This is a genomic window from Kitasatospora sp. NPDC056327, from assembly GCF_042261735.1.
GTDB lineage: Bacteria > Actinomycetota > Actinomycetes > Streptomycetales > Streptomycetaceae > Kitasatospora.
In genome coordinates this window covers 36,208-54,228 of sequence record NZ_JBHJRC010000011.1, presented here as the reverse complement: position 1 = coordinate 54,228, position 18,021 = coordinate 36,208, and the positions used below count along the sequence as shown (strand labels likewise).

Here is an 18,021-nt window from a genome sequence, read left to right as displayed (position 1 = left end):
TGGCTGCCGTTGTGGCGGCACATGGCCGACAGCGCTGCCGTCGCCGGCATGCTGTGGGACCACTGGCTGCCCGACCAGGTCCGCCGGCTCGTCGCCGAGGCGATGCCGCTCGGGGAGGAGGACGGTCGCCGCCTGGTGGTCTGGCTGGCCAGGAGCCACGACATCGGCAAGGCCACACCGGCCTTCGCCCATCAGGTCGACGCCCTCGCCGACCGGATGCGGGCGACCGGCCTGGCGATCGGGCCCAGCCACCTCCTGAACGCCGAACGGAAGACCGCCCCGCACGGGCCGGCCGGGCAGCTCCTGCTCCAGCGGTGGCTGGAGGAGCGACACAGCTGGCAGCGGGGGGTCGCGGGCCAGTTCGCCGTGGTGGTCGGCGGCCACCACGGGACGCCCCCGGACCATCCCCAGATCAATGCGCTCAGGGACCGGCCCGAGCTGCTGAACGGAGCCGGACCGGCCGAGCAGGCTTGGCGCGACGTCCAGGACGAACTCCTGGAGCACTGCACGCACCACGCGGGTGTCACGGACCGATTGGCGCACTGGCAGCGGGTGAAGATCCCGCAGACCGTCCAGGTCCTGGTCTCCGCCGTGGTGATCGTGGCGGACTGGATCGCCAGCAACCGGGACCTGTTCCCCTACCTTCCTTCCGATCCCGCGGACGAGTCGCGCGGCGACGCCGAGCGGGCCGGTACGGCGTGGCAGCGGCTCGGCCTGCCCGGCCCGTGGCGACCCGCCCAACCGCCCTCGGATCCGGTGGAGTTGTTCAAGACGCGGTTCGAACTGCCGGTCGGCGCGAAGCTGCGACCGGTCCAGGCCGCGGCGGTGCGCATCGCGCAGACGATGCCGGAGCCGGGGCTGGTGATCGTCGAGGCCCCGATGGGTGAGGGCAAGACCGAGGCGGCTCTGGCCGCTGCGGAGGTGCTGGCCGCCCGTACGGGTGCGGGCGGCGTGTTCTTCGCCATGCCGACCATGGCCACCAGCAACGCCATGTTCCCCCGGTTCCTCGATTGGCTGGACCGGCTGCCGACGCCGGACGGGCAGCGGTTGTCCGTCCTCCTGGCGCACTCGAAGTCCGCGCTGAACAAGGACCTGGACCGGCTCCGGGCCGGCTCGCGGACCGACGGGGCACCCCTCGGGCACGACCCGACGCCGCGCGGGCCCGTCAGCGTGGAGGTCGACGGCGACCACGCCCTGCCGCGGCCGGGAGCGGCCGTCCGGGCGTCCCCGGCGGAGTTGGTGGCACACCACTGGCTGAACGGCCGGAAGAAGAGCATGCTCGCGTCGTTCGTCGTCGGGACGATCGACCAACTGCTCTTCGCCGGCCTCAAGAGCCGCCATCTCGCCCTGCGGCACCTCGCGGTGGCGGGGAAGGTCGTGGTGATCGACGAGGCGCACGCCTACGACGCCTACATGAACTGCTACCTGGACCGGGTCCTGGAGTGGCTGGGGGCGTACCGGGTGCCGGTCGTGGTGCTCTCGGCCACCCTACCGGCCGCACGGCGCGCCGAGCTGGCGGCCGCCTACGCCGGGGCCTCGACCGAGAGCACGGAGTACACCGCTCTGGCCGCAGCCGACGGGTACCCGCTGATCACCGCGGCCGCGCCGGGCCGGTCCCCCGTGCAGGAACAGCCCGCGGCCTCGGGACGGGGCACGCACGTCGCGGTGGAACGGCTCGCGGACGACCTTGATGTGCTCGCCGACCGGCTTGCCGCCGAACTGACCGACGGCGGCTGCGTGCTGGTCATCCGCAACACCGTCGCTCGCGTGCTCCGCACCGCCGCCGCCCTGCGCGAGCGCTTCGGGGCCGAGGCCGTCACGGTCGCCCATGCCCGGTTCGTGGATCCCGACCGCGCGGTGAAGGACGCGGACCTGCTGGCCCGGTTCGGGGCCCCGAAGTCCGCCCGAGAGAGCCGGCCGGCCACCCACATCGTGGTGGCCAGCCAGGTCGCGGAACAGTCGCTGGACGTGGACTTCGACCTCCTGGTCACCGACCTCGCGCCGGTCGACCTGTTGCTCCAGCGGCTCGGCCGCCTGCACCGGCACCAGCGGGACAACCGGCCGGCGAGGCTGCGGAGCGCCCGCTGCCTGGTGACCGGAGTGGACTGGTGCAGCCCCGTTCCCGTCCCGGTACCGGGCTCCCGGAGGGTGTACGGCCTGTACGCCCTGCTCCGGTCGGCCGCTGTGCTCCAGCCGCACCTCGACGGCGGAGTGCTCTGCCTGCCCGAGCACATCAGCCCGCTCGTCCAGCACGCCTACGGCGACCAGCCCGCCGGTCCTGAGCACTGGGCCGGGGCGATGGACGAGGCCCGGCAGCGCGAGCAGAAGCAGCGGGCCGAGAAGGAGAGCCGCGCCGCGGTCTTCCGGATCGCCACAACGGCCCGGCCGGGGCGCCCGCTGACGGGCTGGCTGGCAGCCGGGGTCGGCGACGCCGACGACACCCGGGCCGGACGGGCCCAGGTCCGGGACAGCCAGGAGAGCATCGAGGTCATCGCGGTGCAGCAGTCGCCCGACGGCTCGCTGCGCACCTTCCCCTGGTTGGAGGACGGACGCGGCGGGCTGGCGCTACCGCAGGACGCGGTGCCCTCCACCCGCGCCGCCAGGGCGGCCGCGGCCAGCGCCCTGCGACTGCCGCCGGAGCTGTCGAACCCCGGGACCGTCGACCGCGTGATCGCCGAACTGGAGCGGTTCTGCCCGCCGGCCTGGCAGTCCAGGAGCAGCCCCTGGCTGGCCGGCGAGCTGATCCTGCCCTTCCCGATCGACGGTCGGACACGGCTGGCGGGGTTCGACCTCTGCTACAGCCGCTCCGACGGACTGGAGGTACACCGTGACGCGTGACAACGAGCAGAGCGGTCCGGGCTCGCCGCCACCGTTCGACCTGACCGTGGAACCCTGGCTGACCGTCCACCTGCTGCGGGGCGAGGAGCGGGAGCTGTCACTACGCGAGGTGTTTGCGCAGGCCGGCACGATCGCCCGGCTGTCGGGGGACGTTCCCACCCAGGACTTCGCGCTGCTACGGCTGCTGCTCGCCGTCCTGCACGACGCGTTGGACGGACCGGCCGACGTCGAGGAATGGGCGGAGCTGTGGGAGGCGGAAAGCCCGTTCGCCGCCGTGCCCGGGTACCTGGACGAGCACCGGTCGCGTTTCGACCTCTGCCACCCGGCCACGCCGTTCCTCCAGGTTGCCGGTCTCAGCAACGGAAAGGACGAGGTCCTCCCGCTGAGTCGGCTGGTCGCGGACGTGCCGAACGGCGACCCGTTCTTCACCAGCCGCTTCCCCGGCGTGGAACGGCTGTCGTTCGCCGAGGCCGCGCGCTGGCTGGTGCACGCGCATGCGTACGACACGTCCGGCATCAAGACCGGCGTGCTGGGCGATCCGCTGGCCAAGGGCGGCAAGGCGTACGCGCAGGGCACCGCCTGGGCGGGCGCGCTCGGCGGTGTCGCGGCCGAGGGCGCCTCGCTCAAGGAGACCCTGCTGCTCAACCTGATCGCCGCCGAGGAGTACCCACCCCCCGGCCGCGCTCCGGACCGGCCGGCCTGGCGCCGCGAGCCGGACGGCCCCGGCGAGGGCGACCTCCGCCACCGCCCCACCGGGCTGCGCGACCTGTACACCTGGCAGTCCCGGCGGGTGCGGCTCCAGGCCGGCCCCGACGGCGTCCTCGGTGCCCTGCTCACCTACGGCGACCGTCTCACCCCTCGCAACAGGATGCCACTCGAACCGATGACCGGCTGGCGGCGCAGCCGGAACCAGGAGAAGAAGCACGGCGAACCGCTGGTCTACATGCCGAGCGAGCACGACCCCGAGCGCGCGGCCTGGCGCGGCCTGGCCGCACTCCTGGAGTCGGACAGCCGCCCCCCGGAGACGGGCGCGCGCGGTGAGCCGGCCGAATCCCTGCAACCGGGTCTCGTCCACTGGCTGGCCCGGCTGCGCAACCACGGTGCGCTGCCCGACGAGAAGATGGTGCGGTTCAGGACGTACGGCACCGTCTACGGAACCCAGCAGTCGGTGGTCGACGAGATCGTGGCCGACGAGGTCGCCGTGCCGCTCGTCCTCCTGGGCGATTCCGACCGCCGCCTGCGCACCTGCGCCGTGGACGCCGTCGCCCGGGCCGACACCGCGGTGACCGCCCTCGGCCTGCTCGCTCACGACCTCGTGCTCGCGACCGTCCCCAACGACAAGCGCCGGGTCCGGAGCAACGAACGGACGGTGGCGGAGATCTCCCGGGACCAGGCCCGCGACCGCGCCTACGGCGAGCTGGACGGCCACTTCCGCACCTGGCTCGCCGCCATCCGCCCCGGCGACGACGTCCAGGAGCTGAGCGCCAACTGGCAGGCCACCGTCCGCCGAGAACTCCTGCGCCTCGCAACGGAGTTGCTGGCAGCAGCCGGAGACCGGGCCTGGACCGGACGAACGCTGGAACGCAAGGAAGGCGGTGAACGGTGGATCAACTCCGCCACCGCCGAACGGCGGTTCCACCACTCCCTGGCCAAGGCGCTGCCGCACACCCGACCCGCCCCTACCGGGGCCGCCGCCCCCGACGGCCCCGCGTCCCCCACGAGCGCCGACCGACCCGAGAGGCCCAGATGACCCTCATCCCTCCCCAGAGCGGGGAGCACAGCGCGTCCCTCACCGTGGTCGGCGCCACCGCCGGCACCGAGATCGCCCGTCTGCAACGCGGCTACCTCGCCGACCGCTCGGACGCGACAGCAACTCTGGCACGGCTCCGGCGCGGCGCCGGACGGGACGCCCGAGCCGTTCCCGACCTCTGGGGGCTGCTCGATCTCGCCCCCCTGTACGAGGCGAAGAAGCTGCACCAGGAGCGGGCCGAGGACGCGCTCTACACCGCGCTGACCCTCTGGTCCGTGCACCAGCAGTCCCAGCGCAGCGCGATGCACCGCCGCGGGCAGCAGTTGGGCGCGGCCGTCCGCGGACTGATGAAGCCGGCCGAGATCGACCAGGCGGTCCTCAAGCGATTCACCCGCGCCGGCACCGCGCCCTCGCTGCCGCTGCTGGCGGTGCGGCTGCGGGAGCTCGTCACGCTCCTGCGCCGCGAGGAGATCGGCCTCGACTACGCGCTGCTCGCGGACCAGCTCTACTGGTGGCAGTTCCCGGGCAGGGCCGACCAAGTCCGGCGCGCCTGGGGCCGTTCCTTCGACGCACACCGCCGCAGTGACGAGCCGGACGACCCGAGCGAAGCACCGGACGACACCTTCGCCACCACCGTTCGACACGACTGACAGCTCAGCCGCCCATCTCACCGGAACGTCTTCGAGGACGCATCATGACCAGCCGTACCATCGTGGAGATCCACGCGCTCCAGACCGTCCCGCCGAGCAACATCAACCGTGACGACACCGGGGCACCCAAGTCCGCCGTCTACGGTGGAGTCACCCGGGCCAGGGTCTCCAGCCAGGCGTGGAAGCGCGCCGCCCGCCAGCACTTCAACAAGGCGCTCGACCCGCAGGAACTCGGCGTGCGCACCAGGCAGGTCGCCGAGCTGCTGGCCCAGCGGATCACCGCCAAGCGCCCGGACCTCACGGACGCACCGGCCATGGCACTCGCCGTCGAGATCCTGCAGGCCGCCACCGGGGCGAAGATCGAGCCGCCCAAGCGCAAGAGCGCCAAGCCGGCCGAGGACGAGGGCGGAGACGGAGCGGAGACGCCGCAAGCCTCCTACCTGATGTTCCTGAGCGACCGCCAGGTCGACGGTCTGGCCGACCTCGCCGTCGAGGGCTCGACCGACATCAAGGCGTTCCTGAAGGACAGGAAGAACAAGGACCGGTCGAAGCAGGCGGCCAACACCAGGCACTCGGTCGACATCGCCCTGTTCGGCCGGATGGTCGCCAACGCCACCGACATCAAAGTCGACGCGGCCGCCCAGGTCGCCCACGCGCTGAGCGTGCACCGGGTGGAGAACGAGTCGGACTACTTCACGGCCGTGGACGACCGCAGCTCGGCCGAGGAGAGCGGCGCCGGGATGATCGGCACCGTCGACTTCAACTCCGCGACGCTGTACCGCTATGCCGCCGTGGACGTCGACCGCCTCCAGGAGAACCTCGGCCGGGGCCTCGGCGAGGGCGCTTCCCCGGCCACTCCCGTACGGCGCGCCGTCGAGGTGTTCCTGGACGGCTTCGTCTCCTCCCTGCCCACCGGCAAGATCAACACCTTCGGCAACCACACCCTGCCGGACGTCGTGATCGTCAAGGTCCGCTCCACCCGCCCGATCAGCTTCGTCTCCGCCTTCGAACGGCCGGTGGCTGCCGACGAGTTCGGCGGCTACCTGGAGGCCGCCTGCGAGCGGCTGGTCGACTACGTCCCCGACATCGAGCGCGCCTACGGGGCGGAGTCCACCGCCACCTGGGTCCTCCGGGTCGGCCCGGCCACCCGCAAGGTCGCCGATCTCGGCAGCGAGGTACCCAGCGTCACGCAGCTCGTCGACCTCGTCGGCGCCGCCGTGGCCGAGCGGCTGGAGCAGCAGGGATGAGTGTCCTGACGCTCAAGCTGGCAGGCCCCCTGCAGTCGTGGGGGGCCACCGCCCGCTTCGCCCGCCGGAGCACCGAGAGCGCCCCGACCAAGAGCGGCGTGGTCGGCCTCCTGGCCGCAGCCCTCGGTGTCGCCCGGGACGACGATGCCGCACTCGCGCAGCTCGCGCGCCTTCGGTTCGCCGTCCGCATCGACCAACCCGGCACCCGGATCCGGGACTTCCAAACCGCCCGCGATCCGGACACCGGGGAGTCGATGCCGCTCTCGGAGCGCTACTACCTCGCCGACGCCGTGTTCCTCGCCGCCGTGGCGGGCGAGGACCCGCTGGTGACACGGTTGCACGAGGCGCTGCTGCGACCGGTCTACCTGCCTTACCTGGGACGGCGTTCCTGCCCGCCCGCCCACCCGGTAGAACTCGGCGTCCACCCGGGCGACGACCCGGCCGGCGTCCTCGGCGCCGAGCCGTGGCGGGCCTCCGAGTGGTACCAGCTCCGGCGCGGCGGCGAGCAGCACGTCACGCTGACCCTCCTCGGCGAAGCCGCGGCCGGTACGGCATCGCCCGGTGCCGTACTGCGCGACCAGCCTCTCAGTTTCGCTCCCCGGCACCGCCGGTACGCGCTCCGCCCGGTCCACACCTCCACCGTCACCGTCAGCAACCCCCGTGCCCGGACACCCCGACCCGCACCGGCGCAGGACGTTCCGGCGCAGCGCATCGCAGCGCACGACCCGACCAGCCACCTGGACCCCGCCTGATGTACCTCACCCGATTCCGGCTCAACGCCGCACGCCCCGGCACGCGGCGGCTCGTCGCCTCGCCGCAGTCCCTGCACGCGGCGGTGATGTCCTCCTTCCCCCACGCCCTGCCCACCGCGACCGACCGGCCCAGGGTGCTGTGGCGCCTGGACCGCAACGCCGCAGCCGAGCTCCAGCTGTACGTGGTGAGCCCTGACCGCCCCGACCTGACCCACCTGGTCGAACAGGCCGGCTGGCCCGCGGCCGCGGCCGCCGGCCCCCCTGGCTGGCAGACGTACGACTACGCGCGGTTCCTGGACAGTCTCGACAAGGGCAGCGTCTGGAACTTCCGGCTCACGGCGAACCCCGTGCACCACGTCCGCGTACGCGACGGCCAGCCGGTCAAACGCACGCCCCATGTCACCGCCGCCCACCAGATCAGCTGGCTCCTCGACCGCCAGGAGGCAGGAGGTTTCCGCGTCCAGGAGAAGCCGGCCGAGCGCCGACACACCGAGCACGGGGACGTCCACCAGGTCATCGTCCACGACCAGCGATCGCTGGACTTCCGCAAGGGCGGATCCAAGCAGCCCGTCACCGTCAAGACCGTCACCTACGACGGTCGGCTGGAGGTGACCGACGCCGACGCGCTGCGCCGGATCCTCACCCAGGGCCTCGGCAAGGCCAAGGCGTACGGGTGCGGCCTGATGACCCTGGCGCCGGCGCAGTAGCCGTCGAGCCGTTCCTTGACCACCTCGCACCCCTCAGGAGCAAGCACGCCGTGAGCGCCGGTCGCAGAGCCGTGAGCACCCCGTCGGAGCTGGCCCGCGCCGGCGACCGGCTCTCCTTCGTCCACCTCGAACGCTGCCTCGTCCACCGCGACGCGAACGCGATCACCGCCGAGGACGCCGAGGGCACCACCCACATCCCGTCCGCGACGATCGGCACCCTGCTGCTCGGACCGGGCACCCGCATCACCCACCAGGCCATGAGCCTGCTCGGCGAGACCGGCACCGGCGTCGCCTGGGTCGGCGAACACGGCGTGCGCTACTACGCCGGCGGCCGAGCGCTGTCCCGCTCGGCCGCCCTCGCCGAGGCCCACGCCCACGCCTGGGCCAACCGCCGCACCCGACTCGACGTCGCCCGGGCCATGTACCGGCTCCGCTTCCCCGACGAGGACGTGGACGGGCTCACCCGACGCGAACTCCTCGGCCGCGAGGGCCAACGGGTCAAGGACTGCTACCGCCGCAACGCCCAGCGAACCGGAGTCCCCTGGCGCGGACGCCGCTACACTCCGGGCGACTTCACCTCCGGCGACCCGGTCAACCAGGCCATCACCGCGGCCTCTCAGGCGATGTACGGCATCAGCCACGCCGTCGTCACCGCGCTCGGTTGCTCCCCCGCCCTCGGATTCGTCCACTCCGGGCACGAGCTGTCCTTCATCCTGGACATCGCCGACCTCTACAAGACCGAGATCGGCATCCCGGTCGCCTTCGATGTCGCTGCCGCCGATCCCGAGGACGCCGGCCCGGCCACCCGGCGTGCGCTACGGGACCGTATCCACCGGCTGCAACTGCTCGACCGCATCGTCGGTGACATCAAGGGCCTGCTCGTACCTGAGGCCGAGACAAGCGGTGATGCGGACCGCGTGACCCTGCAGTCCGACCACGGCACGCACCTCGCGGCAGGCACCAACTGGGCCGGGGACGGTACCTGGTGACCGTCATCGTCCTCACCAACTGCCCGCCAGGACTCCGCGGACTCCTCACCCGCTGGCTTCTGGAGATCTCCGCCGGCGTCTTCATCGGAACCCCTTCCGCCCGCATCCGAGACCTGCTGTGGGCCGAAGTCCAGACCTACGCCGGCCAAGGCCGCGCCCTCCTGGTCCACACCGCCGACACCGAGCAGGGCTTCACCTTCCGCACCCACGACCACAACTGGCAGGCCAGGGATCACGACGGCCTGACCCTGATCCACCGCCCGTCGACTCCCCCGCCCACAACAGCCGGCAACCCGAAGCCCGGCTGGAGCAAAGCCGCCAAACGCCGCATGGCCCGGCGATAGGGACCTTCTTGACCAGGATGCGCAATATAGCTGTTATGACCGATTCTCAAGAAGTTGCACAACTCGACCCCCAACCCTGATGAACCCGCAGCTCACAGAGACTGCTCCCCGCCCGCGCGGGGATGGTCCCCCGCGCGTCCGCCAGTGGTGCGCGGAGCACGGCCTGCTCCCCGCCCGCGCGGGGATGGTCCCGCCTCGCCCCGCTCGCCGCGGAGGAGTACCGCCTGCTCCCCGCCCGCGCGGGGATGGTCCCCGGGGCCGGCCGTTGCCGTCGGCCGTCGCGGCCTGCTCCCCGCCCGCGCGGGGATGGTCCCTTCCACACCTGGGTGGGCAGGTAGAGGGTCGCGCTGCTCCCCGCCCGCGCGGGGATGGTCCCTCCGGGGAGGCGACGACGTAGCGGCCCTGCTTCTGCTCCCCGCCCGCGCGGGGATGGTCCCGGCTGGCTGTCCGCCAACGACGTCCGGGAGAACTGCTCCCCGCCCGCGCGGGGATGGTCCCGCCGCCGTCCGCGCCACGACCGCGCCGACGTTCTGCTCCCCGCCCGCGCGGGGATGGTCCCGGGGAACGCGGGGTCCGCTCGCTCGGCGACGACTGCTCCCCGCCCGCGCGGGGATGGTCCCCGGCGTCGTCCGAACCCTTGAACGGGTCGTCGACTGCTCCCCGCCCGCGCGGGGATGGTCCCCCCAGCTCCGTGACCCGGGCCGCGCGCTCGGCCTGCTCCCCGCCCGCGCGGGGATGGTCCCGCCCGCCGCGAATCCGTGCTCACCCGCCTCGGCTGCTCCCCGCCCGCGCGGGGATGGTCCCCTGAAGGACGCCGGATGCGGTCTGACGGCCCGCTGCTCCCCGCCCGCGCGGGGATGGTCCCAAGCTCCCCGTGGTCGGGCTGGTGCCGGAGTCCTGCTCCCCGCCCGCGCGGGGATGGTCCCTGGACCGTGTCGCCCACCGAGTAGGGGCCGTTCTGCTCCCCGCCCGCGCGGGGATGGTCCCGGCGCCAACATCTTCGGGAGTCTCACCGGGTACCTGCTCCCCGCCCGCGCGGGGATGGTCCCGCGGGCCGGACGTCCGGGTAGAGGTCGTCCTCCTGCTCCCCGCCCGCGCGGGGATGGTCCCTCGGCGTTGGCCAGGCCTCCGTTGGGTGTGCCCTGCTCCCCGCCCGCGCGGGGATGGTCCCGCGGACGCTGCTGCTGCGGCCGCGGTGACGTACTGCTCCCCGCCCGCGCGGGGATGGTCCCCGGCCGCCGTCCTCGCGGCCGACCTGGAGGGCCTGCTCCCCGCCCGCGCGGGGATGGTCCCCTGCTGCGGGCGTGGACCGAGGCTGACAAGGCCTGCTCCCCGCCCGCGCGGGGATGGTCCCGCACGGACCCGGACCGGGCGAGATCGCCGGTTCTGCTCCCCGCCCGCGCGGGGATGGTCCCAGCCGGGCGGAGGTGTTGTCGTTGGGCTTCTTCTGCTCCCCGCCCGCGCGGGGATGGTCCCCTCCGTTGGCTTCCCCTGCTGGGTACTCGGACCTGCTCCCCGCCCGCGCGGGGATGGTCCCCTGCGACTCATGGACGACAGGAAGACATCGCGCCTGCTCCCCGCCCGCGCGGGGATGGTCCCCAGGCCTCCCGCGTCGGCAACAACGTGAACCACTGCTCCCCGCCCGCGCGGGGATGGTCCCGCATGTCCGACGACGTCTCCCCGTACCTGCGCCTGCTCCCCGCCCGCGCGGGGATGGTCCCCATTGGGACTGGTTCCGAATTGCTGTCGTGGCCTGCTCCCCGCCCGCGCGGGGATGGTCCCATCGTGCGGCTGGCGCCGATGCTGGCGGAGAGCTGCTCCCCGCCCGCGCGGGGATGCTCCCTCCGCCAGCGAGTGGATCCAGGACACACCCGACTGCCCCCTCGCCTGGGGAGGTCTCGATGCAGCGGCCCGAGTCAGCCCCTCCGCAAGCCAACTCATGGGCTCCGATTGCCCCTTCGTGCGATCGTGCGAAGGGGACTGGGTGAGCGATCTCAAGGTGTTTCGAGTCGAGGCGGACGGCCGGGACGTGGAGCTGCGGGAGCTCCGTCACAGATGTGGTCGATCCCGTGAGCGCCTCGCCGAACCAGGCGAGAAGTAATCGCCTCCGAGGTGTCGATCATGACCGAGAGATGGCCCGGCCGTTGATTCCGTGCAGACCCACCACCTCAGTGCGGGAGTGGCCAATGTCTCGGGCTCCGGGCGGCCGGGAGCCGCGGTACTCCAGCCGATAGGCGCATCCGCTCGGCTATGCCGGTTCGGGGCGGTCGGCGAAGGTCAGGACGGTGACCGAGGGGCGGTGGGCGGCGAGCCGGGGGGCCGTCAGGGCCGGTGGGAGGAGGGCACCGAGGAGGCCGCGTCCGCCGGTGGGGCGGACGTCGCGGACGGACGCCACCGCGGGGCTCGCGGTGCGGAGCTTGTCCCGCTCGGCGGCGTCCATCGCCCAGCGCATCGGCGGCGCCTGGTAGCCGTGGGTGCGCAGCCGGCCGCTCACCGAGAGGCGGGCGAACCAGTGCGGCACGGCGTCCAGGATCATCGAGGCGCCGGGGAAGCGCTCGGCGCAGGCCGCGATCAGGGCCTTCACCCGGGCCGGGGGGAGGTACATCAGCAGGCCCTGGGCGGTGATCAGGACGGCGCGGGAGGGGTCGACCTCGGCGGCCCACGCGAGGTCGGTGGCGTCGGCGGCCAGGTGGCGGCGGCGCGGGCCGGGCGGGAGGAGGCGGTCGCGCACGGCGGTGGTCTCGGGGAGGTCGACGCCGAGCCAGTGCGCGCGGCCGTTGTCGACGCGCCAGAACTGGGTCTCCAGGCCCTCCCCCAGGGAGACGACCGTGCCGCGCGGTTCGCGGGCGAGGAAGTCCGCCACCTCGCGGTCGAAGCAGGCGACCCGCAGCGCCTGGAGCTGGGACTGCAGGCCGCTGGTGCCGAAGCGTTCCGCGAAGGGGTAGTCGATCCGGCCGACCAGTTCGACGGCCTTGGGGTCGCGGAGCACGGCGTCCGGCCGGCGGGCCTCGACGGCGCGCTGCCAGAGCGTCCACAGGGCCGTCTCGGGGACCGCCGCCGGATCCGGCCACTCCACGCTGTCCATCGTTCGCTCCCTCGGGTGGTCGGCGGGGCGTCCCCGCGCGGACCCGCCGATTCTGACACCGGCGGGCGCGCGGACACGGTGCACGCCGGGGTACCCGGCGCACGGGGCCTGCGACGGCCCGAGCGGGCAGGCGCTGCCCGGCGCGGCCCGATGTGTCCCCGGTGCCGCCCCGGTCCGGCCCCGGTCAGCCGACGCTGAAGGCGCCGTCCGGGGGCGGTGGGGAGTCGGTGGCGGTGGCATCGGTGACCGGCGCGGTGCGGGCGGTGAAGGCCGCGAGGTCGGCGCCCTCGGTCAGCCGGGCGGGGAAGATGTCGCCGGCCAGCCGCCGGGCGAGGTCGGCCACCGGCAGCGGCCCGGCCGAGCCGGCCAGCAGGATGTTGCCGTACCGCCGCCCGCGCAGCACCGGCGCCTCGGCGATCAGGCAGACCTGCGGGAAGACGGCGCGCAGCGTCGCCGCCTGGGCGCGGGCGAAGGCCAGCGGCGGGCCGTCGGCGAGGTTCGCCGCATAGCAGCCGTCCGGGCGCAGCGCGGCCGCCGCGAGCCGCAGGAACTCCACCGAGGTGAGGTGGGCGGGGGTCCGCGAGCCGTGGAAGACGTCCGCGACGACGAGGTCCAGCGAGCCGGGTGCGGCGTGGGCGGTCGCCGCGAGGGCGGTGCGGGCGTCGCCGGCCTCGGCGGTGATGTCGACACCGGGTCCGTGCCACGGCAGGTGCTCCTCGACCAGGGCGAGCAGCGGGCCGTCCACCTCCACGACCCGCTGGCGCGATCCGGGGCGGGTGGCGGCCAGGTAGCGGGGCACGGTGAGCGCGCCGCCGCCGAGGTGGAGGGCGTCCAGCGGGCGGCCGGGCTCGGCGAGCGCGTCGACGAGGTGGCCGAGGCGCTGGACGTACTCGAACTCCAGGTGGGTGGGGTCGCCGAGGTCGACGTAGGACTGCGGGGTGTCGTCCAGGGTGAGCAGCCAGCCGCCGTCGTGGTCGACGTCGGGGAGGAGCCTGGCCCGTCCGAGGTCGGTGCGGCGCGCCACCGGCACGGGGTCGCCGACCGGGTGGACCGGGCCCGGGGCGGGGGCGCCGTGGGGCGGGGCGGGCGGTCTGGGCGGGTCGGGCGTTTCGGGCATGTCCGCAGCATAGGCGCCCGGTCCGAGTCGCCGTCCCGCCGGAGGCTACCGGCCGGTATCGTCATGGTGCCGGACCGGGCGGCACGGGTGGCACGGGCGGCACGGGCGGACCGGCTGGACCGGACGGACCGCCGGGGACCGGAGCGCCGGCCCGCCGCGGCGGCGCCCGCCCGGAGCAGTACGAGATCGGCAGAGCCGCAAGAGACCGAGAGATTGGGTGCGAGTGACCATGGAGTTCCGCGAAGACGTCCTGGGTGCCCCCTACGAGGCGGCCGAGCTGCCGCTGCGGCCCGACGAGGAGGGCGAGGTCTCGGCGACCCTGGTCCGCCGGCTGGTCCCCGGCTCGGACCGGGCCGTCCTCTACGTCCACGGGTACAACGACTACTGGTTCCAGACCCACCTCGCCGACCACTACACCGCCGCCGGCTTCTCCTTCTACGCGCTGGACCTGCGCAAGTACGGCCGTTCGCTGCGCCCGCACCACTCGCCGAACTTCGTCCGCGACCTCGCCACCCACGACGAGGAGCTGGACGAGGCCGTGCGGATCATCCGACAGGAGGACGGCCACGGCCGCCTGCTGGTCAACGGTCACTCCACCGGCGGTCTGATCGCCTCCCTGTGGGCCGGGCGCCGGACCGGACGGGGCCTGGTCGACGGCCTCTTCCTCAACAGCCCGTTCCTCTCCATGCCGGCCGCCCCCGCCGTCCGCACCCTGGGCGCCCCGGCCCTGGAGGCGATCGCCCGGATCGCGCCCACCCGGGTGCTGCCCTCCGCCCTCAACCCGCACTACGTGCACAGCCTGCACCGGGACTTCCGCGGCGAGTGGGACTTCGACCTGAGGCTGAAGCCGGCCGAGGGCGTCCCGCTCTTCGCGGGCTGGCTGGCCGCCGTCCAGCGCGGCCACCGGGAGGTCCGGCGCGGCCTCGGGATCGACGTGCCGGTGCTGCTGATGGCGTCCACCGCCTCCATCTCCACCACCCGCTGGCACGCCGCCCTGCACCACGCGGACGCCGTCCTGCGCGCCGACGACATCGCGGCGGCCGGCCCCCGGCTGGGGCGCCACGTGACGATCGTGCGGATCAAGGGCGGCATGCACGACCTCGTGCTGTCCGGCGAGACCGCCCGCGCCCAGGTGTTCGACGAACTCGACCGCTGGCTGGGCGCCTACTTCCCGCTCACGGTGGCCTGAACCGTCTGGTCCCCGTGGGGGGCCGGGGCGCGCCGCCCCCGGCCCCCCACTCGCTCCCCGTGCGCCTGCTGTGCGCCCGCGAATCTGTGGAAGGCTACCCGGGCCCCTGTCACTTCCCTTGCCGAACAGGCGAGTTGAGGAGCCAGCATGACGCATGGACACGGCCCGCAGGACGACCGGCAGCCCGGACACAGCGATCCCTCCCTGTACCGCACGCCCGCCGAGGCGATCGCCGCTCCGCCGGAGAAGCTCGCCTACGTGGCCGGGTTCGACCGGTCGGCGCAGCGGCCGGACGCCCTGATCACCGTCGACACCGACCCGGCGTCGCCGACCTACGGGCGCGTGCTCAACCTGACCGACATGCCGGGGCTCGGTGACGAGCTGCACCACTTCGGCTGGAACGCGTGCTCCAGCGCGCTCGCGCACGTGGGCCACCACGACCCCGAACGGCGGTTCCTGCTGCTGCCGGGCCTGCGGTCGTCCCGGCTGCACGTGCTGGACACCAAACCGGACCCGGTCCGCCCGAGACTCGTGAAGACGGTGGAGGCCGAGGAGCTGGCGGCCAGAGCCGGGTACTCCCGCCCGCACACCCTGCACTGCGGGCCGGACGGCGTGTTCCTGTCCTGCCTGGGCGCGGCGGCGGGCGGCGACGGGCCCGGCGGGGTGGCGCTGCTGGACCACACCACCTTCGACGTGCTGCGCCCCTGGGAGACCGAGCGCGGACCGCAGAACTACTCCTACGACGTGTGGTGGCACCTGGGCACCAACGTGGGCGTCACCAGCGAGTGGGGCACCCCGTGGATGGTCGAGGACGGCGTGGTGCCGGAGCTGCTGCTCGGCCGCAAGTACGGGCACGCGCTGCACTTCTGGGAGCTGGACTCGGGGCGGCACCTGCAGCGGATCGACCTCGGCGACCAGTACCAGATGGTGCTGGAGCTGCGCCCGGCCCACGACCCGCAGGCGGAGTGGGGGTTCGCCGGGGTGGTCACCAACGTGGAGGACCTCTCGGCCTCGGTCTGGCTCTGGTACCGGGACGGCGAGGCGTTCACCGCGCGCAAGGTGATCGAGATACCCGCCGAGCCGGCGAAGGCCGAGGACCTGCCGCCGGTCCTGCAGCCGTTCGGCGCGGTGCCGCCGCTGATCACCGACATCAACCTGTCGGTGGACGACCGCTGGCTGTACGTCTCGGCCTGGGGCACCGGCGAGCTGCTGCAGTACGACGTGGCGGACCCGTTCCACCCGCGGCTGACCGGCTCCGTGCGGCTCGGCGGGGTGACGGCCCGCACGCCGCACCCGTCGGAGCCGGACCGGCCGCTGAGCGGCGCGCCGCAGATGGTCGAGATCAGCCGGGACGGGCGGCGGCTCTACCTCACCAACTCGCTGTACGGGTCGTGGGACGACCAGTTCTACCCCGACGGCATCGAGCCGTGGATCGTCAAGCTGGACGCCGACCCGGAGGCGGGCGGGCTGACCGTGGACCCGCGGTTCTTCCCGCACGGCGAGGAGTTCCGGGGGCTGCGGGTGCACCAGACCCACCTGGCGGGCGGGGACGCCTCCTCGGACTCCTACTGCTACCGGTAGCGGTGACGCCGGCGGAACCGGCGGCGTCAGCGGCCGGGCCGGACCGGAGCCCGGTGCTCAGAACCGGCCGAGCACCGGGTCGTGGTGGATCCGCGCGGCCGGCAGGCCGGAGGCGGCCAGCCGGGCGCGGACCTCGTCGACCAGGCCCGCCGGACCGCTGACGCAGGCCAGGTGCTCGGACCAGTCGCCGGCCCGGCTGACCGCCTCGGCCAGCCGGCCGCCGACGCCCGCCGGGCCGCCCGCCGCGTCGTCCGGGACCGGGATCAGCTCCAGCCAGGGCTTGCGGCCCCCGAGTTCGGCGAGGGCCGGCCAGTCGTAGAGGTCGGCCCGGGCCCGGGCCCCGACGAAGAGGTGGACCCGGCGCCCGCGCGGGCGGTGCTCGACGAGTTCCCCGACGATCGCCTTCATCGGGGCCAGTCCGGTGCCGCCGGCGACCAGGAGGAGGTCACGGGTCCCGTCCTCCGGCATCAGGGTGCCGCGCGGCGGGCCCAGCCGCAGCCGCGCACCGACCGCGGTGTGCTCGACCAGGGCCTCGCTGACGCCGCCCGGCCCGGTGCGGCGGACGTGGAACTCCAGCTCGTTGTCGGCACGGGGCGCGCAGCCCATCGAGTACTGCCGCCAGGTGTGCGGCAGCATCGGGTGCTCGACGGTGCCGTACTGTCCGGCCCGGTACGGGTACGGCTCGCCGGTGCGCACCCGGAGCACCGCGAGGTCGGGGCGGCGGCGCTCGTGGCCGACCACCGTGGCGTGCCAGTAGGGCGGTTCGGTGAGCGCGGACTCGGCGCCGTCGACCATCGAGCGGACGGCGAAGCGCAGCATCCGCACCCAGGCGCCCTCGACGTCCGCGTTCCACCGCGAACCCGCCCGGTGCCGGAGGGCCTCGCGGAGCGCCTCCTCGAAGGCCTCGTAGTGGACCGGGCGGACGCCCAGCTTCCGGTGGTCGCGGCCGAGTCGGTTGAGGGTGGCGGAGAGCCGGACCGGGTCGTGGAGGTTCTCGATCAGGTGGTCGAACATCCGCTCCAGGTGGGCCTGCTGGAACTCCATGGAGTCCGGGAAGAGCGCGCGCAGGTAGGGGCGGCGGCGGAACATGAACGCGTAGAGGTGGTCGATGAGGCCGGCGAACGGGGTGACCGGGCCGAGGCCGTCCCGGATCGTCCGCTGGTCGGCGGCGGCGTCGTGGCCGCCGCTTCCGTAGCCGCCGTCGCCGTACCCGCCGTCGCCGTAGCCGCCCGCGGTGCCCGTGCCGGCGAGGTGGCCGGCGGATGCGCCGACAGGTGCGGTGGGGAAGGACTGCGCGGGCGCGAGGATCTGCCGGCGCAGGCGCATCGCGTGGTGACGCGCGATCAACCGGTCGTACTCGGTGGTGGTGCTGCTGATCTCCATGAGCAGAACCCTAACCAGCAGTCAGTTGCCTTCCGTACCAAGGATGTTCACTCATCGGACGACCACCGGCCCGGTTCCGGGCAGGGGACGGCCCGGGCCGGTGGCGGGTCCAGTAAACGGTCCCGTCCGGGGCCCCGGGTAGGGCCGGTGGTCCCGGGTGGCCAGGGACCACCGGACCGGAACGGCCCCCGGGAAGGGGACCACCGGCCCGTCGACGGCGTACCCCGGGGCCGGGGCGGATCCGGGGCCGGGGCGGATCCGGGGGCGGGGCGGATCCGGGGGCGGGCGGGCCCCCGGCCGCCCGGGCACGCCGTCCGCGGACCCCGGGATCCCGGTTCCCCGGGGTCGGGGGTGCCGGGGAACCGGGAACCGGCACGACGGGGCCCGTC

The 18,021-nt window shown here is 73.9% G+C and carries 13 protein-coding genes and 1 CRISPR repeat array; of the genes, 10 read left to right on the top strand and 3 right to left on the bottom strand.

Annotated elements, in window-relative coordinates; genetic code table 11:
- The first annotated feature begins 21 nt into the window (after positions 1 to 21).
- The 8 genes from cas3 (at position 22) to cas2e (ending at position 9,277) form a co-directional block, all read left to right on the top strand.
- A complete protein-coding gene (cas3, locus tag ACFCX4_RS03400) occupies positions 22 to 2,838 on the top strand; it encodes a CRISPR-associated helicase Cas3' (RefSeq protein WP_376138522.1) in 2,817 nt (938 codons plus the stop codon).
- On the top strand, positions 2,828 to 4,588 hold the full coding sequence (gene casA / locus ACFCX4_RS03395; protein ID WP_376138500.1) for a type I-E CRISPR-associated protein Cse1/CasA: 1,761 nt from the start codon (positions 2,828 to 2,830) through the stop codon (positions 4,586 to 4,588). Before cas3 ends, casA begins: the two co-directional genes overlap by 11 nt.
- Positions 4,585 to 5,238, top strand: a complete 654-nt coding sequence (casB, locus tag ACFCX4_RS03390) for a type I-E CRISPR-associated protein Cse2/CasB (protein WP_376138498.1) — start codon at positions 4,585 to 4,587, stop codon at positions 5,236 to 5,238. Before casA ends, casB begins: the two co-directional genes overlap by 4 nt.
- A gap of 44 nt (positions 5,239 to 5,282) precedes the next feature.
- Positions 5,283 to 6,485, top strand: a complete 1,203-nt coding sequence (cas7e, locus tag ACFCX4_RS03385; protein ID WP_376138496.1) for a type I-E CRISPR-associated protein Cas7/Cse4/CasC — start codon at positions 5,283 to 5,285, stop codon at positions 6,483 to 6,485.
- The gene (cas5e, locus tag ACFCX4_RS03380; RefSeq protein WP_376138494.1) at positions 6,482 to 7,237 is read left to right on the top strand and encodes a type I-E CRISPR-associated protein Cas5/CasD; all 756 of its coding nucleotides are present in this window, start codon (positions 6,482 to 6,484) and stop codon (positions 7,235 to 7,237) included. The genes cas7e and cas5e overlap by 4 nt, the downstream gene beginning before the upstream one ends.
- A complete protein-coding gene (gene cas6e, locus ACFCX4_RS03375; RefSeq protein ID WP_376138492.1) occupies positions 7,237 to 7,944 on the top strand; it encodes a type I-E CRISPR-associated protein Cas6/Cse3/CasE in 708 nt (235 codons plus the stop codon). Before cas5e ends, cas6e begins: the two co-directional genes overlap by 1 nt.
- A 71-nt stretch (positions 7,945 to 8,015) precedes the next feature.
- Positions 8,016 to 8,933, top strand: a complete 918-nt coding sequence (gene cas1e, locus ACFCX4_RS03370; RefSeq protein WP_376138491.1) for a type I-E CRISPR-associated endonuclease Cas1e — start codon at positions 8,016 to 8,018, stop codon at positions 8,931 to 8,933.
- Positions 8,930 to 9,277, top strand: coding sequence for a type I-E CRISPR-associated endoribonuclease Cas2e (gene cas2e / locus ACFCX4_RS03365; RefSeq protein WP_376138489.1), 348 nt, complete (start codon positions 8,930 to 8,932; stop codon positions 9,275 to 9,277). Before cas1e ends, cas2e begins: the two co-directional genes overlap by 4 nt.
- A gap of 101 nt (positions 9,278 to 9,378) precedes the next feature.
- Positions 9,379 to 11,120: direct repeats of the CRISPR family, unit length 29 nt; unit sequence CTGCTCCCCGCCCGCGCGGGGATGGTCCC.
- Between the two features lie 405 nt (positions 11,121 to 11,525).
- Here the strand turns inward: cas2e and ACFCX4_RS03360 are convergent.
- On the bottom strand, positions 11,526 to 12,362 hold the full coding sequence (locus tag ACFCX4_RS03360) for a class I SAM-dependent methyltransferase (RefSeq protein ID WP_376138487.1): 837 nt from the start codon (positions 12,360 to 12,362) through the stop codon (positions 11,526 to 11,528).
- 184 nt (positions 12,363 to 12,546) lie between these two features.
- Complete coding sequence (locus tag ACFCX4_RS03355; RefSeq protein ID WP_376138485.1) at positions 12,547 to 13,479, bottom strand: spermidine synthase; 933 nt, start codon at positions 13,477 to 13,479, stop codon at positions 12,547 to 12,549.
- 229 nt (positions 13,480 to 13,708) lie between these two features.
- Between ACFCX4_RS03355 and ACFCX4_RS03350 the strand changes: the two genes are divergently transcribed.
- Together ACFCX4_RS03350 and ACFCX4_RS03345 are read left to right on the top strand one after the other, a co-directional pair.
- On the top strand, positions 13,709 to 14,668 hold the full coding sequence (locus tag ACFCX4_RS03350) for an alpha/beta hydrolase (protein WP_376138483.1): 960 nt from the start codon (positions 13,709 to 13,711) through the stop codon (positions 14,666 to 14,668).
- 147 nt (positions 14,669 to 14,815) lie between these two features.
- Positions 14,816 to 16,249, top strand: a complete 1,434-nt coding sequence (locus ACFCX4_RS03345; protein WP_376138481.1) for a selenium-binding protein SBP56-related protein — start codon at positions 14,816 to 14,818, stop codon at positions 16,247 to 16,249.
- Positions 16,250 to 16,306: 57 nt separating this feature from the next.
- Here the strand turns inward: ACFCX4_RS03345 and ACFCX4_RS03340 are convergent, their stop codons facing one another.
- Positions 16,307 to 17,632 (bottom strand): globin domain-containing protein, encoded by a 1,326-nt coding sequence (locus tag ACFCX4_RS03340; RefSeq protein WP_376138479.1) that lies wholly within the window; start codon positions 17,630 to 17,632, stop codon positions 16,307 to 16,309.
- Between the last annotated feature and the right edge of the window lie 389 nt (positions 17,633 to 18,021).